Origin of the sequence: Nocardiopsis sp. NPDC049922, from assembly GCF_040660275.1 — a bacterium.
GTDB lineage: Bacteria > Actinomycetota > Actinomycetes > Streptosporangiales > Streptosporangiaceae > Nocardiopsis.
In genome coordinates, this window is the sequence record NZ_JBFAME010000021.1 from 25,721 (window position 1) to 43,419 (window position 17,699).

At 69.8% G+C, this 17,699-nt stretch carries 11 protein-coding genes and 1 pseudogene; 6 read left to right on the forward strand and 6 right to left on the reverse strand.

From position 1 onward, the window contains the following. Positions 1–11: 11 nt before the first annotated feature. Positions 12–653, reverse strand: a complete 642-nt coding sequence (locus tag AB0I72_RS25845) for a TIGR00730 family Rossman fold protein (protein WP_358573123.1) — start codon at positions 651–653, stop codon at positions 12–14. Next, positions 650–1,960 carry a M20 family metallo-hydrolase gene (locus AB0I72_RS25850; protein WP_358573125.1) on the reverse strand — a complete coding sequence of 437 codons (1,311 nt, stop codon included), beginning with the start codon at positions 1,958–1,960 and terminating at the stop codon, positions 650–652. Before AB0I72_RS25850 ends, AB0I72_RS25845 begins: the two co-directional genes overlap by 4 nt. Before the next feature lie 287 nt (positions 1,961–2,247). On the opposite strand from AB0I72_RS25850, the gene AB0I72_RS25855 reads away from it, so the two are divergent. The 4 genes from AB0I72_RS25855 to AB0I72_RS25870 are packed head-to-tail and all read left to right on the forward strand — an operon-like array spanning position 2,248 to position 7,014. Further along, the gene (locus AB0I72_RS25855; protein WP_358573127.1) at positions 2,248–3,768 is read left to right on the forward strand and encodes a lyase family protein; all 1,521 of its coding nucleotides are present in this window, start codon (positions 2,248–2,250) and stop codon (positions 3,766–3,768) included. Positions 3,769–3,812: 44 nt separating this feature from the next. Further along, a complete protein-coding gene (locus AB0I72_RS25860) occupies positions 3,813–4,739 on the forward strand; it encodes a hypothetical protein (RefSeq protein ID WP_358573128.1) in 927 nt (308 codons plus the stop codon). 3 nt (positions 4,740–4,742) lie between these two features. Then, complete coding sequence (locus tag AB0I72_RS25865; protein WP_358573130.1) at positions 4,743–5,792, forward strand: cysteine synthase family protein; 1,050 nt, start codon at positions 4,743–4,745, stop codon at positions 5,790–5,792. Then, positions 5,767–7,014 carry an ATP-grasp domain-containing protein gene (locus tag AB0I72_RS25870; protein WP_358573132.1) on the forward strand — a complete coding sequence of 416 codons (1,248 nt, stop codon included), beginning with the start codon at positions 5,767–5,769 and terminating at the stop codon, positions 7,012–7,014. Before AB0I72_RS25865 ends, AB0I72_RS25870 begins: the two co-directional genes overlap by 26 nt. 260 nt (positions 7,015–7,274) lie before the next feature. Here AB0I72_RS25870 and AB0I72_RS25875 read toward each other — a convergent pair. Continuing rightward, a pseudogene (locus tag AB0I72_RS25875) lies at positions 7,275–9,788 on the reverse strand (BTAD domain-containing putative transcriptional regulator); the annotation flags it as partial. Between the two features lie 39 nt (positions 9,789–9,827). Next, positions 9,828–11,504 (reverse strand): asparagine synthase-related protein, encoded by a 1,677-nt coding sequence (locus tag AB0I72_RS25880; protein ID WP_358573134.1) that lies wholly within the window; start codon positions 11,502–11,504, stop codon positions 9,828–9,830. A gap of 267 nt (positions 11,505–11,771) precedes the next feature. Here AB0I72_RS25880 and AB0I72_RS25885 point away from each other — a divergent pair, with 267 nt between their 5' ends. Continuing rightward, positions 11,772–14,702: a BTAD domain-containing putative transcriptional regulator gene (locus AB0I72_RS25885; protein ID WP_358573144.1), complete on the forward strand. Its 2,931-nt coding sequence runs from the start codon at positions 11,772–11,774 to the stop codon at positions 14,700–14,702. A 15-nt stretch (positions 14,703–14,717) separates the two neighbouring features. Here AB0I72_RS25885 and AB0I72_RS25890 read toward each other — a convergent pair whose 3' ends face one another. Further along, positions 14,718–14,873 carry a hypothetical protein gene (locus AB0I72_RS25890; protein ID WP_358573136.1) on the reverse strand — a complete coding sequence of 52 codons (156 nt, stop codon included), beginning with the start codon at positions 14,871–14,873 and terminating at the stop codon, positions 14,718–14,720. 300 nt (positions 14,874–15,173) lie between these two features. Here AB0I72_RS25890 and AB0I72_RS25895 point away from each other — a divergent pair, with 300 nt between their 5' ends. Continuing rightward, the gene (locus AB0I72_RS25895) at positions 15,174–16,784 is read left to right on the forward strand and encodes an ISL3 family transposase (RefSeq protein ID WP_358573138.1); all 1,611 of its coding nucleotides are present in this window, start codon (positions 15,174–15,176) and stop codon (positions 16,782–16,784) included. Positions 16,785–16,886: 102 nt separating this feature from the next. Here AB0I72_RS25895 and AB0I72_RS25900 read toward each other — a convergent pair whose 3' ends face one another. Beyond that, complete coding sequence (locus AB0I72_RS25900; protein ID WP_358573140.1) at positions 16,887–17,417, reverse strand: SecY-interacting protein Syd; 531 nt, start codon at positions 17,415–17,417, stop codon at positions 16,887–16,889. Between the last annotated feature and the right edge of the window lie 282 nt (positions 17,418–17,699).

Consider the following 17,699-nt stretch of genomic DNA (forward strand, 5'->3'; position numbering starts at 1 on the left):
TCCGGTCTCCTTCACATTGATGGGGTCCTGGCATCGACGGTGAGCCCCGTCTCCGCCCCGCTGACCTCTGTCCGCCATGGCGGGGAGTTCTGGTATGCGGCATCCTTGAGCAGCAGGTCGAGTGCTTCTTCGGGTCCCTGCGCGACGAGAATGCGCTCGCTTTCTTCCGGGCTGAGGAACCCCTCCGCCACCACGTGCTCCAGGAGCCGGAGCACCGGATCGAAGAAACCGTGACAATTCATCAGGACGATGGGCTTGTCGTGGATACCCAGCTGATTCCAGGTCGCGGTCTCCATGAGTTCGTCCAGCGTGCCGAGCCCGCCGGGAAGGGCCGCGAATCCGGTGGAGAGCCGGTACATGAGCGCTTTCCGTTCGTGCATGGAACGGGAGATGAAGATCCGTCCCTCGATCTCGTGCATGCGCTCCCGCTCACGGAGGTCGTGGGGGATCACTCCGGTGACCGGAGCGCCTCCGGCCGCGGCGGCGCCGGCCACCGCGCCCATGACCCCGACTCCGCCGGCGCCGTAGACGAGCCCGGCTCCGCGCTCGGCGAGCCGAGCGCCGAACGTCCTGGCAACGGAGGTGTAGCCGGAGCGGATCCCGGCGCGCGATCCACAGAACACCCCGACGGTGTGCCGTACTCGGGTCGTCATCGCTCCTCCCCGGTCCGGTCGGGCTCCGCCAGCCAAAGGGCGGTCCGCAACAGCACGTCCGCCCCCGCCAGCAGGTCCTGGGGGTCGGTGTGCTCCGTCGGCACATGGCTGAGCCCGCCCGTGCTCGGCACGAAGACCATGCCGACCGGCGCGATGTCGGCCACGACCTGTGCGTCGTGTCCGGCTCCGCTCGGCAGGACGGTCCAGGGCAGCCCGAGTTCGTCGGCGCCGGCGCTGATCGCCTCGCGCAGCCCCGGATCCGTGGACACGGGTTCGACGCGGACCGCAGGCCGGACCTCGGCCCGGACCCCGGTCTCGGCGGTGATGCCGTCGAGCTCTCGTCTGAGGGCCGTCTCGGCCTCTCTGAGGCGCGTGGGATCGCTGTCCCGGAGGTCCGCGGTGAAGCGGACGGTCTCCGCGATGGTGTTCGGCGAGTTGGGGTGCGCCTCCAGTCGGCCGACGGTGGCGACCCGGCACAGTTCCCGTTCCCGGGCGAGTTCCTCGGTGGCCACGACGGCACGCGCGGCGGCCGACATCGCGTCCCGTCGAAGGGGCATCGGGGTGGTGCCCGCGTGCCCCGCCTCGCCCCGCATCTCCACATCCAGGACCGTGCGGCCGGTGATGGCGTCGACGACGCCGATGGTCTGCCCACCGCTTTCCAGGACCGGTCCCTGTTCGATGTGGAGTTCGAGGTAGCCGACGAGTGAGTCCGGCGACCACACCGCCGAGCCGAGGGCGGACAGGTCTCCCCCCGCCAGCGCCAACGGCTCCCGGAGCGAGCGGCCCTGGTGGTCCACCGGCTCGGCGGGCAGCTCCGCCAACCGCCCGGTCAGGGCCATGGACCCCCAGAAGGGCTGCGGGTACAGAGCCCCTTCCTCGTTGGCGAAGGCGACCACGACCACCTCGAACGGCGTGTCCGTCCCCGTTTCGGTGAGGACCTGGAGTACCTCGAGGGCGGCCAGCACCCCGTAGGCGCCGTCCAGCGTGCCGCCGTTGACCACCGTGTCCAGGTGGGAGCCCAGCAGGAGCACGGGCCCGCGGGCCGGCTCCCCATCCGATGTGCGCCTTCTGATCAGCAGGTTCCCCGCCGCGTCGACGGAGGCGTCGAGCCCGGCCTCCCGGGCCTCCCGAGCGAGCCGGGACCGTGCGATCCGGTCGGCCTCGGAGAACCCGGGTCGCGTCACACCCCCGGTCTCGTCACGACCCATGGCGCCGTAGTCCCGGATGCGGGAGAGGAGCCGATCGGCGTCGACCCCCGTGCCGCCGCCCAGCCTTCGTACACCGGTCGCGCCCCTCAGCGGGATCATGACGGTACCCGTCCGGTCGGGCCCGGGCGGTGCGCCGTCCGCACGTCGCTCCGGAGGCCGTCGGGATGGATGCTCATGTGCGCTCCTCCTTCTGTGGGCGGTCGCCGACTGCTCCGGGCCGGCCGTGGTCCCCACCGTGGATCCGGGCTCTATCGACCCGCTTTTCGGTGCCGACCGGACCGTGAACGGCGTGGAAAGCGAACCGATAAGCGGACCCTGAGACTGATGGCACGCCCGCTCGACACCACGGGAGCCCGCCAGATGGTCGCACCGATACGGAGGCCCGGATGAACGCCAGCCCACTGACCGGCCGCATCGCGGCCGCCCCCAGCGATCTCCTGAACGAGGAGGTACTGCGCCCCCAGTTCGACTTCGACGCCGCCTGGCTCCTCCCGTGGTACGTACGCGCCGAGAAGGTGCTGCTGACGGAGTACGTGCGGATGGGGCTGCTGAGCATGTCGCAAGCCCAGGCCATCGAAGCCCTGCTCGACACCGTGGATCCGAGCGCGCTGGCGGCGGACCCCCGGTTCAACATGTCCGATCTGGCCTTCGCCCTGGAACGCTTCGTCCTGGAGCGGCTGCCCGAACCCGTCCCGCGCTGGCACGTCGACCGCAGCAGGAACGACCTTCAGGCCTGCGCCCACCTGCTCTTCTGCCGGGAACGACTGCGGGCCACCGCCCACACCCTGCTCGCCTGTTTCGAGGCCGGGCACCAGCTGGCCTCGCGCCACGCGGACACCCCGATGCCCGGGTACACCCATCTCCAGCCGGCCCAGGTGATGACCCCGGGCTTCTACATGGCGGGGTTGACCGGGCAGCTACTGCACAGCCTGCGCCGACTGTCGTCCGTCTACGAAGGGACGGAGGGCAACCCGCTGGGAGCGGGGGCGATGGCCGGCCAGGAGCTGGACTGGGACCGGGAACGGATCGCCTCCCTGCTGGGGTTCACCGCCGCCCACCCCCACCCCCTCACCGCGGTCGCCTCCCGCTCCTGGGCCCTTGAGGCCGCGGCCGAGGCCTCGCACCTGGGAGTGGCGCTCAGCCGGTTCGTGACCGACCTGATGGCCTGGACCAGTGGCGCCTACCAGTTCGCCGAGCTGCCGGACGAGCTGGCCGGGATCTCCTCGGCCATGCCGCAGAAGAAGAACTACCCGGTCCTGGAGCGCATTCGCGGTCGGACCGCCCACCTCACGGCGGCCTATCTCGGCATCGCGACGACTCAACGCGCCACCGCCTTCAGCAACTCGGTCGAGGTCGCCAAGGAGGGCGGCACCCAGTTGCACGGCCTTTTCGACACGCTCCAGTCCACCCTGCGCCTGCTCACGTCGGTGCTGGAACACCTGAGGTTCTCGCCCGACCGGATGCGGGCGGCCTGCGAGAGCGAGTACCTCGGCGGGTTCTCCCTCGCCAACGAACTGACACTGCGCGCGGACGTTCCCTGGCGTACCGCCCAGGTGATCGCCGGCCGGTACATCGTCCATGCCCTGGAGCGGGGGCTCGCACCGGATCGCCCCTGTTCCGCGCTGCTCGCCGACGTCGCGGAGGGGCAGGGCGTACGGCTCTCGGACCCCGGGAGCCTGCTCGAACGGGGTCTCGGTCCGGAGCGGGGGCTCTACGGCAAGCAACGGTCCGGTTCCACCCATCCGGCGGCCGTGCGGGCCCTGTTGGAGCGGCAGTCGTCCGACGCGGCGGTGCTGGCCGCCGACTGGCGGGCGCGTGAGGAACGCACCGAGCGGGCCGCCGCGTCCGTCGACCGGGAGCTCGGGCTGCGGGCACACCGGGAGAGCAGCGGAACGGGGGCCGTGTGAAGCCGCCGCCCCCCTCGGGCCCGGTCCGCGGTCTCCCATCGGCGGTGTCGGCCCGCGGTTCCGGTACCGGCCGCGCCTTCGGGACGTTCGGCGAACTGCTCCAGGGGGCGCTGCCGCCGGACGGCCGCGACTTTCTCGTCACTCTCCCGATCGCGCGGTGGTCCGTGGCCTGTTTTCGGGCCGAACCCGGCTCGACGCTGCGCGTGGTTCCCGAGGAGAAGACCAGGTCGCGGTCCATGGCGGCACGGGTCCTGGAGATGGCCGGTGTGCGGACCGGCGGCGTGCTGACCCTCGACACGGCTCTCCCGACGGGGAAGGGCATGGCCAGTTCCTCGGCTGACCTCGTCGCCACGGTCCGGGCGGTCGGCGACGCCTACGGCCTCAGGATCTCCGGCCGCGGTGTGGAGGACCTGTTGCGGGACATCGAGCCGACCGACGGGGTCATGTACGACGCCGTCGTCGTCTTCCACCACCGCGACGTCCGGCTGCGGTCCTGGCTGGGCTCGCCCCCGCCGATGACGATCGTCGGCATGGACGAGGGCGGGACGGTCGACACCCTCGAGTTCAACAGGACGCTCAAGCGGTACTCGTTCGACGACCTGCGGGAGTACCAGCGCCTGCTGTGCGAGACCGAGCTGGCGATGAGAGCGGGCGCCCCCCGGCGTCTGGGGGCCGTCGCCACCCGCAGCGCCGTGCTCAACCAGCGGCTGTCCCCCAACCGGCTGCTCGACGACGCTCTGGCGATCAGCCAGGAGACCGGAGCCCTCGGAGTGGTCACGGCGCACAGCGGAACCAGAATCGGCATCCTCCTGGACGACGCCGACCCCGAGTACGGCACCCGGCTCCTTCGCGTCCGTGAGGCGTGCCAGGAGCTGAGCGGTGAGGTGACGATCGACCACGCGCTCACCTTCGACGGCCGGCGGTGGGACCCGGCCGCGGCGCACGCGTACACGACGACAGGAGGCCGTTGAGCCATGCGGTTCGGGAACATCATCGATGCCATCGGGCACACCCCCCTGGTCCGCCTCCGTCTACCGGGCGAGGTCCACGCCAAGCTGGAGTTGCAGAACCTGTACGGGATGAAGGACCGGGTGGCCAGGCGGGCGATCGAGCAGGCGCGGAAGGACGGCCGGCTCGCGCCCGGCGCTCCCATCGTGGAAAGCTCCTCGGGCACCATGGCTCTGGGCGTCGCGCTCGTGGGATCGGCCCTCGGCCACCCCGTCCACATCGTGACGGATCCACGCATCGACCCCGTCACCATGGCCAAGCTGCGTGCCTTGGGCGTCACGGTGCACGTGGTGTCCCAGATGACGGGCCAGGGCTGGCAGAGCGCACGGCTCGAACTGCTGGAGCGGCTGCTGACCCGACTTCCCGGCGCGTTCTGTCCTCAGCAGTACAGGAACCCCGACAATCCACTGGCGTACCGTGCCCTGGCGACCGAACTACTCACCGACCTCGAAGACCTCGACATCCTGGTGGGCTCGGTCGGCAGCGGAGGCTCGCTGTGCGGCACCGCCCGAGCGCTGCGCGAGCGCGTGCCGCACCTCAAAGTGGTGGGGGTGGACGCCGTCGGCAGTGCGCTGTTCGGCCAGCCCGACCGGCCGACCCGGTTGCAGAGCGGTCTGGGAAACAGCCTGATCCCGGCCAATCTGGACCCTGGACAGATCGACGCGGTGCACTGGCTGAACGACCGGGAGGCGTTCGAGGCCGCCCACGACCTGGCGCGTGAACAGGCCATCTTCGGCGGGAACACCTCCGGCTCGGTCTACCGGGTGCTCACGCATCTGTCCCATGCCGAACCCGGCAGCCGCATCGTGGGCATCTTCCCCGACCGAGGCGACAGGTATCACTCGAACGTCTACGACGAGGACTACTGGACACGGCACGGCCTGGAGGACTCCCCCCGCCGGGACACTCCGTTACAGGTCCCCTATGGCACCGAAGTACGGTCCTGGTCCTACGCGGACCTCGGTTCGGAAGAGGAGGAGCGGCACAGCGATGCCGAAACGGTTGCTCTTCGTTGAGTCGAACACCACGGGCACCGGCATGCTGGCGCTGGCCAAGGCCCGAGAGCTGGGATACGAACCGGTGTTCCTGACCGGCGCGCCGGAACGCTACCCACGACTGGGCGAGTCGGGAGCTGTCGTGCTCGAGTGCGACACCGACAGTCCCTCCCGGTTGCGAGAGGCGGTGGCCCGGTTTCCCCGCCGAACGATCATGGGGGCCACCACGACCAGCGAGTTCTACGTGCCCGCCGCCGGAGCCTTGGCGGCCTCCCTCGGTCTTCCGGGAAACGATCCGGAGGTACTCGGCCGGTGCCGGAACAAGGCGGCCGTGCGGCGCCTCCTCACTGCGGCTGGGGTCCCGCAGCCACGCTACGAGATCATCACCTCCGCCGCGGACACCGCGAAGGCTCTGGCCTCGGTGGGGCTTCCCTGTGTGGTGAAGCCGGTGGACGAGTCGGGTTCCAGTCGGGTCCAGGTGTGCGACAGTGTCGAGCACGCGACCGCCCAGGCCACAGCGATCCTCGGCGTACGGCGGAACACCCGCGGGCAGCCCGCGGCGGGTCAGGTGCTCGTCGAGGAGTACGTCGTCGGCGACGAGTTCAGCGTGGAGATGTTCGGCGAACCCCAGGGCCCGCGGTGTGTCGGGATCATCCGCAAGACCCTGACCCGGCCGCCCTATTGCGTGGAGACCGGCCACCGGTATCCGGCCGGGCTGGGGGCGACGGCATCGCGGGCTCTGGTGGAGGTGTCCACCGCGCTGCTCGACGCGGTGGATCTACGGTTCGGGCCTTCCCACATCGAGCTCAGGATCGGCCCCCGCGGTCCGGTTGTCATCGAGCTGAACTGCCGCCTCGCCGGGGGGATGATCCCGGAGCTCATCCGTTTGGCCTCCGGTGTCGACCTACTGGAGCAGCAGTTGCGCGGTGCGGTCGGGGAGGTGCCCCGACTGTCCGCCGACCGTACAGGCTGCTCCGGGATCCGCTTCCTCACCTCCCCCCGGCACGGAGTGCTGCGCGGGTTGGCGGGCCTCGACGAGCTCCGCCGCGTTCCCGGCATCGTGCGTGCGGAGGTGACCGCCGCCGTCGGCGACCGGGTACGCCCACCGCGCTGCGCCTATGACCGGTTGGGCTTCGTCATCGCCTCCGGAGAGACGCCCGAGGCGGTGGCGACGGCGCTGAACGCTGTCAGTGCGCTGCGGCCGGTGTGGCAGGACCAGGAGGCGGAGCCCTTGACCCGATGACGTGGGTGGATCAATGCCCCCGGCACGTGGACGCACTCCTCCTCGACGCCCCTTGACCCACGCAGTTCCCGCGCCACCGCGGTCAGGCCGCTGAGCGCTTCGGCCTCTCCCGGCGGGTCGTCCAGCAATCGGGAGAGGGCGACCGCTTCCTGGAACATCGCCTTGGCGGCCAGCACGTGCCGGGCCCGGGCCAGTGCCTCGCCCAAGCGCCGCAACGCCCGGGCCTGGAGCCGCCGGTTCCCCATCCGCTGAGCGACTTGCAGGGACTCCTTGGCCAGGAGCTCTGCCTTGTCCAGCACCCCCATCTCCAGGACGGCCCGGGAGAGACCGCTCAGGGCGTCCGCCCGGCCGTCCGGTTCTCCGGCCTCCTCGAAGTCGGCCAGAGCACGCTCATAGCGCTCGGCCGCCTGGCGGGGGCTTCCCTGGAGCATGCTCAGATGGGCCAGCAGGAGCCAGGCCGAGGCCTGGCCGACCAAGTTCCCGTCCTCCTCGAAAAGCCGCCGAGCCCATGACAGGTCCTCCTCGCCACCTTTCTCGCACCGAGCGATGCCCAAGGCGCCGAAGGAGAGGAGCACCGCCGCCTCACCGCTCCGGTTCCCCGCCTTCCGGACCGCTTCCAGGGCCACGGCGTGGGTCTGGAACCACGCGTCATAGTGGCCGGTGGAGTCGTAACCGGCGGCCAGGCAGACGGCCAGCTCCCAGCAGAGCTCGTCCATGCCGAACTCGGCCGCCAGCGGCACGGCCGCGAAAAGGTTTCCGCGCTCGGCGCGGAGCCAGAGCAGGGGATCACACGACGGCGTCGCCAGGTCCCGGACGAGCCACCCTGAGCGAGGAGCCATCCCGCCCATGCGGGTGTGGGAGCTTCCGTGAGCGCGCCGATACCCCTCCTCCGCCAGGGTCAACAGGCAGCTCAGCACCCGACGCACGGCTTCCTGGTCCTCCGTCGGTGCGCCCCGCTCCGCCCCGAGTTCCCTGCTGAACATCAGGGCCAGCTCACGGCAGGTGTAGCGGGTCGGCTCACCGAAGGAGTCGGCGGCGGTCAGCAGGCGCGCGTCCTCCAGTTCCTCCAGTGCCCCCTCCGCTTCGGAGCGGGGGCACTCTAACAGCGCGGTCGCGGTGAGCCCGGTGACGTGCGGCAGCCGCACGACACCGAGCAGCCGGAAGAGCCGCCGCGCGATCCGAGACAGGGATCGGCAGGCCGCGGCGAGGGAGGCCCGGACATCGATCTCGCCGTACGCGAGCTGGTCGAGCCCCCCGGATCTCAGGCGGCCCACCAGGTCCGCCACCGTCCAGGTGGGGTGCGCCAGCAGCCGCATCCCCGCGACGCGCAGCGCCATCGGGAGACCATCGCAGAGGCGCACCAGTTCGGCCGTGTTCCCGGGCTCCGCGGCGATCCGCCTTGCCCCGACGATCTTCTCCAGCAGCCGAAGGGCGTCGGCCTCCGGCAACGGCCCCAGTTCGTACCGGGTCGCGCCGGACGGTGCCGCGAGGCGGCGCCGACCGTTGATGATGACGGCCGGCCCCGCCGTGCCCGGCAGCAGAGGCCTGACCTGCTCCTCACAGGTCACCCCGTCGAGGACGATGAGGACCTTCCGGCAGGCGAGATGGCTGCGCAGCAGACCGCTCCGCTCCGCCGCGGTCCCCGGTATGTCCTGGGAACGCACCCCGAGGGCGCGCAGGAACCCGGCCAGCACCTTCTCCCCCGTGTCCGAGGCCGGGTCGTCCAGCCTGGCGTAGAGCTGCCCGTCCTGGAAGTGTTCCCGCATCCGGTGGGCGGCCCGCAGGGCGACGGTTGACGTGCCGCTACCGGAGACGCCGGTGATCACCGCCACCGGGACACCTTCCGTTCCGGTCTCCTTCGCGGAGCCGCCCGTCAGCACCTCCGTCAGCGAGTCCAGCAGTGCTTCATGTCCCACGAAGTCCGGGGTGTCGGGGGGTAGCTGTCGGGGCGGCCGGGCGGCACGCTCGGGGGAGTCCGTGTCCGTGTTCGTGAGCTCCAGGCCGACCTCGTGGGTCAAAATGGCGCGCTCCAACCGGACGAGTTCGACTCCCGGGTCCACCCCCAGTTCCTCGGCCAGGACACCGCGGACGGTTCGGTAGGCGGCCAGTGCCTCACCCTGGCGTCCCGAACGGTACAGGGCGAGCATCAGGAAATACCAGAAACGCTCCCGGAGCGGGTGTTCCTCCGTCAGGGTCATCAGCTCGGAGATCACCTCATGGTGCGCCCCCAGGCCGAGTCTGAGCTCGACGCGGTCCTCGACGGCGGTGATGCGTCGTTCCTCGAGCCGGTGCGCCAGTGTCTGTGCCGCCCGGCTCGACACTCCGGCGAGTGCGGTGCCCCGCCAGAGCCCGAGCGCCTGGTCGAGCCGCGTCACAGCTTCCGCCAGCCGACCGTTCCTTGCCGCGGCCTTGCTCTGGGCGAGCCGTTCCTCGAATCGGGCGTGATCGAACCGGTCCCGCTGGGCGCACATCTCATAGCCGTCGGGTCTTGTACCAATGAGTCCGGGTACGCCCAGTGCGCGCCGGAGCGCGGACACGCAGATCTGGATCTGGGCACGGGCGGTGGACGGGGGTCTCCCGTCCCACACCGCGTCGATCAGCTGCTCGACGGGGACGACCCGGTTCGGCGCCATGACCAGCATCGCCAGTACCACACGCTGCCTGGGTGAACGGATCAGCACCTGTCTGCCGTCCACCCGTACGTCAATCGGGCCGAGCACGCGAAATGACATCTGTACCACGGAGATCCTCCTGGCATGAGTGAGCGCGGGCATCCTGTCGTGGGTGATCGGGTGATCCGGACGGGCCGCCCGCTAGGTGAAGCGGGTGCCCACCGTGTCGGGCGGCGCCGCCATCCAACGGGTTTCGCCGAAGAATTCGTGCCGCCAGAACTGGTGGGACAGCAAGGCCCACAGGACCCCGGCGACACGCTCCGACGGGGCCCGGGCCTGCTCCCGGAACAGCGCTTGGACGGTACGGAGCTGGAGCCGACCGTCGGCGATCAGCGCGGTCTCCGAGAGTGCGTCCCGCGCCACCTCCCACAACGGCCGGCCTGGGACGAGCAGTGAGGCGGCGTCCTGTTCGGGGGCGGCCCGTCGGTGCGGCGCGCCGGTGCCGCACCCGTCCGCGGCTGCGTGCAACGTGCGTATCGGCTCGGGCGTGCGGGTGTCGGTGGTCGCGCTGAGCGCGGCGGCGAAACGGGAGAGCCGGGGACGGCAGAAGGGCAGGGCGAGCCGGAGTCCGGAGTCGGCGGTGAGGCGGGCCAGGCCGTGCAGCCGACGGGCGGGGAGACGATGGTACCGCTCAGCGGTGATGATCCGCTGGAGGCGCCCTCGGCGGCCTCCCGAGAGAACGGCGCTCATATCACCGGCCGATTCCGGCTCACGCTTGCGGACGGCCGCCGCGTACTCCGGGGTGTACAGCAGTCGGCAGAACGAGGCTGGGACGACCGCGATCCGGTTCAGGTAGGCGTCCACCCACCGGAGCCCGGTGGGCGCCGCCAGCGCCGACGCCATGTGATCGTGCCCGATGAAGAGTTCGTCCGCTCCGTCGGCCGTGAGCACGGCGCCACCTCCGGCGTCCCTCGCGGCCCGGCACAGTGCGAGGGTTTTCAGGATCCCCGGGTCCGCGTGCGGTTGGCCCAGCAGGCGCTGCGCCAACGCGAGCGCCCCGGGCAGCTCGGCGGCCGCGATGGCAGTCGAGCCGAACCCGCGCGAAGTCCGACCCGGCCGGGTGACGAGGGAGGCGAGCAGGTCAGCGGCCGGGCTCGGCGGACTCAGCAGGAACACGCGGTCCTCGTCGGCCAGCAGTGCGGCGGCCTCGTCGGCCAGGAGCGCCTTCAGTTCCTCCGCCGGGTTCCCGGCCGAGAAGGACACGCTCGGGACGGCTTCCGGCAGGCCCGTGTCCCAGGGACCTTCTTCGCCGGGTGCGAGGCCCCGCGGACCACCGTCCGGACCGGCGGACAGCGCGGCTCCGGGCGCCAGGGCCCTGATGCCGCGGAACATCGTCCGCTCACCCAGCGGGACACCCCCGCAGAGGTACTCATGCAGACCGAACTCGTGTTCCGCGGCGCGGACCCCCGGCATCGTGACCAACGCCGGCAGGCTGGAGGCGAAGCTGAGCCGACCCGCTCCCGAGTCCCACGCGAAGTACAGGGTCTTGACACCGGAGCCATCCGTCGCCGCGAAGAGGCGAGGGCTTTTCCTTCGGTCTGTCACCACAAGGGCGTAGGTGCCGTCGAGTTCATCTCGGAATCTTTCTCCACGCGCACGGTAGAGAGCGCTGAGTAACGCGTGTGGATCTCGCTCCGGAACCGTGGTACCCGCCTTCGCGAGTCGGTTCTCCAGTTGCCGGGCGTTATAGATCTCGCCATCGAAGTGAACCGTCACTCTCTCCTCTCTGGATGGCGCCCCTCCTGCATCCGGTTCCCCCGACCACACGCGAAACGTGCCGTGCAGTGGGTGAGTGGAACGAGTTTCCGAACGGGACATCACACATACTCCGAGTTGGATGAGGTCTGGGGAGTAGTGTGTCCGAACCGGTTCCCGATCGATTCCTTACCTCATGCTCAGACGCTAAAGGCGTCGTTACTATGGCACGAGTGGGGTATGAGCAAGGAACAGGCACCGTGTCCCGGGAGCGGCATGACGAATTCCCTCAGCGCCCATCTCAGTTTCCGCCTTCTCGGCCCTCTGGAGTGCTGGTATAAGAACAGACGAATACCCCTTGGGGGACCGATCCCGGAGCGGGTGCTCGCCATGCTCCTCCTGGAGCCCAACCGTGTCGTGCCCGTCACCCGATTGGTCGACGCCGTATGGGAGGACGCCCCCCCGGCCACTGCTTCGCACCAGGTCCGCAAAGCGGTGGCCGAACTCCGGCGGCGCATACCGGACGGTAGCTCCGTCATCACCACCCAGGGAAGCGGCTACCGGAGCGTCATCCCCCCTGACCGACTGGACCTGGCCCTCTTTCTCAGTGGCGTTCAGGACGCTCACCTGGCCCTGGAGTCAGGCGATACTTCGTCGGCCACCAGAACCCTCACCTTCGTGCTCGACCTGTGGCGTGGCCCAGTCATGCTGGACGGCGGTGGACCGGTGATCGCGGCCGCCTCGGCCCACCTGGAAGAACGCCGTCTGAGCGCCATGGAACAACTCATCGAGCTGCGTCTCCAGAACGGTGAGGCCGGTGAACTCACGGGTGATCTGCGGGATCTGATCGCCGGGAACCCGCTGCGGGAGACACTCCGCCGCCTGCTCATGCTGGCCCTCTACCGGTCCGGTCGCCAGGCCGAGGCGCTCGAGGAATACGGCCGTGTCCGTCATCTGCTGGCGGAAGAGCTGGGAATCGGCCCCAGCTCACAGCTGACGACCCTCTACGAGCAGATGCTGAGGGAGAGCCCGGAACTCGCCGCTCCCGCCGCGGTTCCGCCCGGCGACCGGCCCACCGCCCGTGGGCTGGTCACCGACGCCCCGTGCACGCTCCCCTACGACCTGGTCGACTTCACGGGACGTGAGCGGGAACTGCGGCGGCTCATGGCCTACGCCACGGCCCCGCAGCCGGGCGCCCGGATCGTGGCCATCGACGGCATGGGTGGCTGCGGCAAGACCTCGTTGGCGGTCCGGGCGGCCCACCGGCTCGCAGGACGGTACCCCGACGGTCAGCTCCACGTCGACCTGCGCGGCTTCACCCCCGGGGAGGAACCGGAACGCCCGGCCGCCGTCCTGGAATCCCTTCTCCACACTCTCGGCTTTCCCCGTGAGCGGCTGATGCCCGGCGATGTCCAGGGGCTGAGTGCGTTGTGGCGGGCCACTCTGGCCGGCCGCCGAATACTGCTCCTCCTCGATGACGCCGCCAGCAGTGAGCAGGTGCTGCCCCTGCTTCCGTCCTCTCCGAGCTGTCTCGTCCTGATCACCGGACGTATGCGCCTCGTCGGCCTCGACGGCGCGGAGTGGATCTCACTCGGCACGATGTCCGACAAGGAGAGCACCGAACTGCTCGCCGGCACCCTCGGCAAGGACCGGATCGCGGCCGAGCCGGAGGCGACGGCCACCCTGGCCGAGCTGTGCGGACACCTTCCTCTCGCCATACGTTTGGCCACGTCACGATTGCGCAATCGCCCGCGCTGGAATATCGGGTACCTGGTGGAACGGTTGGTGGACGAAACCCACCGTCTCGACGAGTTGAGTCTCGGAAACCGCAGTATCGAGGCCTCACTCAACCTCTCCTACCTGGCAATGGCTCCGAGCAAACGGTTCGCTCTGCGGATGCTGGGGCTCCACCCGGCGACCACGTTCGACGCCCACTCGGCCGCCGCATTGCTCGGCACCAGTGTGCAGGAAGCTGAAAAAACCCTTGAGTACCTGCTGGACGTGCACCTGCTCCAGCAGCACGAGATACGGCTTTACACGTTCCATGACCTCGTCCGGGATTTCGTCCACGGTCTACGGCCCCGGGACTCCTCGCCGGAGAACACAGAACTGGAGAGGGCCGCGGTCGACCGCACCCTGCGCTACTACGTCCTGGCCGCCCGCAAAGCCTGCGACGTCCTCTTTCCCGGACGCAGCCGCATCAACCGCGAGCTGCCCCCCGGTCCCTCCATCGAGATACCGCAGCTACAGAATTCGGATCGTGCCCTGGCCTGGCTGGACCGGGAACGCGGTGCGCTCCTCGGAGCCGTCGCGCTCAGCGAAAGATACGGCTTCCACGCCCACACGGCCCATCTGACCCGGGACGTCGTCTTCCACCTCAACTTACGCGGGTACTTCCGGGAGTTCCGGGAGCTGTGCGGCACCGGAGTGGCGGCCGCCCGGCGACTGGAGGACCCCCAGCTCCTGCGCATCAGCCTGGGAAACCTGGCCGTCGCGCACTGGAAACTCGGGAGGTTCCGTGAGGGCATCACCACGGCGACGGAGGGACTCGAGATCGCCCGGGCGACCGGCGAGAGCTCTGGAGAGGGTTTCTGTCTCGATCTGCTCGGCCTGCTGCACAGCGCCCTGGGCGATCTTCCAGAGGCTTTCCGGTACCTGCGGCAGGGCGTGGCGCTGCACCGCACGATCGGCTACGAACGGCAGGAGGCGGAGTCCCTGGGCAATCTGAGCTCACTGCACTCGTGGACCGGGAACTACCGGGAGGCGCTGAACACGGCCGGGCAGGCCATGCGTCTCAATCAGCGACTGGGCATCCAGGACAACCAGGTCTCAGCGCTGTCCGACATGGCCATCGCCCACCTGGGCCTGAATGACGTCTGGCAGGCGCTGTCCTGCCTAGAAGAGGCACTGGACCTGGCCGACGAGACCCACACCCCGGAGAACGTCGCTCTGGTGCTGGCTCTGCGGGCGGAGAGCCGGCAGCGTCTCGGCGATCATGAGGCCGCGCACCGCGACACCGAGCGGGCGCTGCGACTCGCCCGGTCCAAGGGTACGCCGTTGCGGCAGTCGGCCGTGGAGAACCTGCTCGGCCTCGTGCATCGACGCCGGAAGCGGTTCTCTGCGGCCTTCGAGTTGCATGAGCACGCCTACCGGCGGGCCACGGCGATCGGGTACCGGATCGAAATCGCCCGCGCGGCGTTCGGCCTCGCCGAAGCGTGCGAGTCCCTGGGGCGGCGTGAGGAGGCCGCGCGGTACCACGAGCGGGCCGAGGAGCTTTTCACCGGCATGGGCATCCCCAGAACCTGCCGTCCCAACACCTGACCGCCCGTCCTCCGATCAGCCCGGCCCCTGGTTGTCGCCCAGGAGAACACCTACGCTCACGTGCCACTCCGCCGCGGCGACCGACTGCGGCACGACCGCCGTGATGGGAGTGAACAGGACGACCAGGACACCGGTCACCAGCGGCCGGACCAACGGAACCCTCACCTGCATGATGTCCACCTCTCGCTACGCGACATGCGATCCGACATCTCACAGTCGGGAAACCGGTTCCCGACTCGTTCCCGTCCCCTGACCGGTGATCGGCTGGCTGACGCCCGTAGAGTTCGAGAAGAGACAACCGAGCATCGTGGCCTGAGAATCCGGAAACACGGCTCCACCAAACCCAGTACACGCCAGTCCTGAGCCGCACGGCACCGACACGGGTCCGTGTCGGCGACACGTGAATACTGGTTCTGGCACGGATTCGGTGAAGCGCCTGCGGGACCTGGTCCTCGCCCGCGATGATGCGAGGTGTCCCTCTCCCCCCTCTTCAACCTGTTCTTCCCCCACCTGGTCGGGCTCGACATCAGCAGGGCGTACCGCCACAGCCGCACCGTGCACATCACCGCGGCCACGACCACCCGCGCCGCCCGCCGCCCGACCTGCGCCACCCCCTCCGGACGCGTCCACAGCCGCTACGAACGCCGCCTGACCGACACCCCCGCCTCCGGCCAGGAGACCCTCATCCACCTGTACGTCCGCAAGTTCTTCTGCGACCACACCGCCTGTGAACAGAAGATCTTCGCCGAACAGGTCCCCGGCCTGACCCACCGCTACGCCCGCCGCACCCCGCATCTGACCGAACTGCTGACCCATCTGGCCCTGGCCCTGGGTGGACGGGCAGGCGCCCGCCTCACCGCCCGCTTGGCCGCTGCCGTCAGCCGGATGACCCTGCTCCGCCTGATCCTCGCCACCCCCGACCCCGAACCGGACGTGCCCCGCGTGCTCGGAGTCGACGACTTTGCTCTGCTCAAAGGCCACGTCTACGGGACACTGCTGGTGGACGTCGACACCCACCGGCCGGTGGATCTGCTCGAGACACGCACCGCCGAGGCCCTCCAGAACTGGCTGACCGCCCGCCCCGGCGTGGAGGTCATCTGCCGCGACCGGGCCGGATGCTACGCCGACGGCGCCGCACAAGGTGCCCCGAACGCCGTCCACGTGGCTGATCGATGGCACCTGTGGAAGAACCTCGCCGAGGCGGTCGAGCGTGTCGTCGCACGTCACCGGGAACGTCTCGGGCACCGTAGACAACCGGCGGCCACCGACCCGCACCCTGACGGACCCACTGGCGAGCCCATCGACCGGCGGCCCTCCCCGCCTCGGCAGGGGTGGATCGCCCAGCGCACCCGCCAGCGCCACGCCGCCGTCCACGACCTGCTCGCCCAAGGACGAACGATCATGGAGATCGCCGGGCAACTCGGATTGGCCCGCAACACCGTGCGACGCCTCGCCCGTGCTGCCACCGCCGAGGAGCTCCTGGCCAGGAACGGCACCGGCAAACGCCCCACTCTCCTCCAGCCCTTCGACCCCTACCTGCGCCAACGTTTCAGGGAGGGGTGCACCAACGCCGTCGCGCTCTGGCGCGAGATCCGCGCCCAGGGCTACCGGGGCGGGTGCACCAGCGTCCGCGATCACATTCGTCCCTGGCGCGCGGCCGCCCCTGCCCGTGAGCCGCGGCCGGAGCGGTTGACTGTCCGGGAGGTCACCGCCTGGATCACCCGCCACCCCGACGCTCTGGACGAGGACCAGCGGGTCGCTCTCACCGACGTCCTGTCCCATTGCCCGGAGCTGGAGCGTCTCAGGTGCCAGGTGAGCGGGTTCGCGCAGCTCATGACCGATCGACGCGGGCACGATCTGGAGGGGTGGATGCGGTCGGCCTGCGAGGCGAAGATCGCGGAGTTGGACTCGTTCGTCTCGGGGCTGCGTCGTGATCTGGACGCGGTGCGGGCCGGTCTGACCCTGCCGTACAGCTCCGGGGTGGTCGAAGGCCACGTCAACCGGCTCAAGATGCTCAAACGCCAGATGTATGGGAGAGCGAAGCCGGACCTTCTCCGCAAACGCGTCCTACTGGCCGCCTGACAGCGGAAGGGATTCTCTTCACCGAATCCGTGCCAGAACCACTTTTCGAACGTCGTTGACAGTCCGGCCGCCTCCGATTCCCCTGACCGGCGGACCGAGCACCTACAGCTCGCCCAGGAAGGACGCGAGTGAGGGAGCGATGATCCGGGCGGGCGGGCAGCCGGCCTCCTGGAGCAGGATCTCGCCCGTGGTGTTGTCCAGGGTGAAGAACAGATCCGAGCCGGTGCCGGCGATCGGGACGGTGATCGCCCCCGGCGACATTGCCTGCAGGCGCACTCCCCCCACAATGGACTCTGCAGTCGCCTCGAGTTCCGTCTCGTTCCACACCGTGTTGAGCAGGACTCCCTGGCCGGAGTGCTCGCTCTCCACAGGACCGGACCAGAAACTGCCGTAGAGGGCGACCGCGTCGGGGTGCAGACTCAGGCCGTGCCGCGTGAGGGTCACTTCTGCTGTGGTCAGCGCCTTGGGCCGGTTCATCTCGACCGGCGACCAGCGGATCATGCCTTCGGCGCCAGGCGCGTCCATACAGCAGGGAGAGGGTCGTTCGGGGTCAAACTCGACGAGGTTGTAGCCGTTTCGGCACCAGGCAGCGAGGAGTTCGCCCAGCACCGCCTTCACGTCGGACCCCGACATTCCACCTACTCCTCCGACCTGCTTCCAACGGGGGAGGATACCAGACCCGAAGACGTCGTCACCCCGCCATCGCCGGGCCGGTAAGTGCCGAGCCTCGCGAAGACCCGGCCCTGGGGCCCTCGCGGCTCAGCCCCTCGGAGTGTTGGGGGACGTGGCGGGGTCGAAGGTGAACTCTCGGGTCAGGTACCAGGGCCCCGGAGTTCTCGCGCTTCAAATCCATACGGGCTGAGCTCGGGTGATGCCGTGGAGTTCGAGGACCTTGTCCGGGTTCGTGTGGGCTCT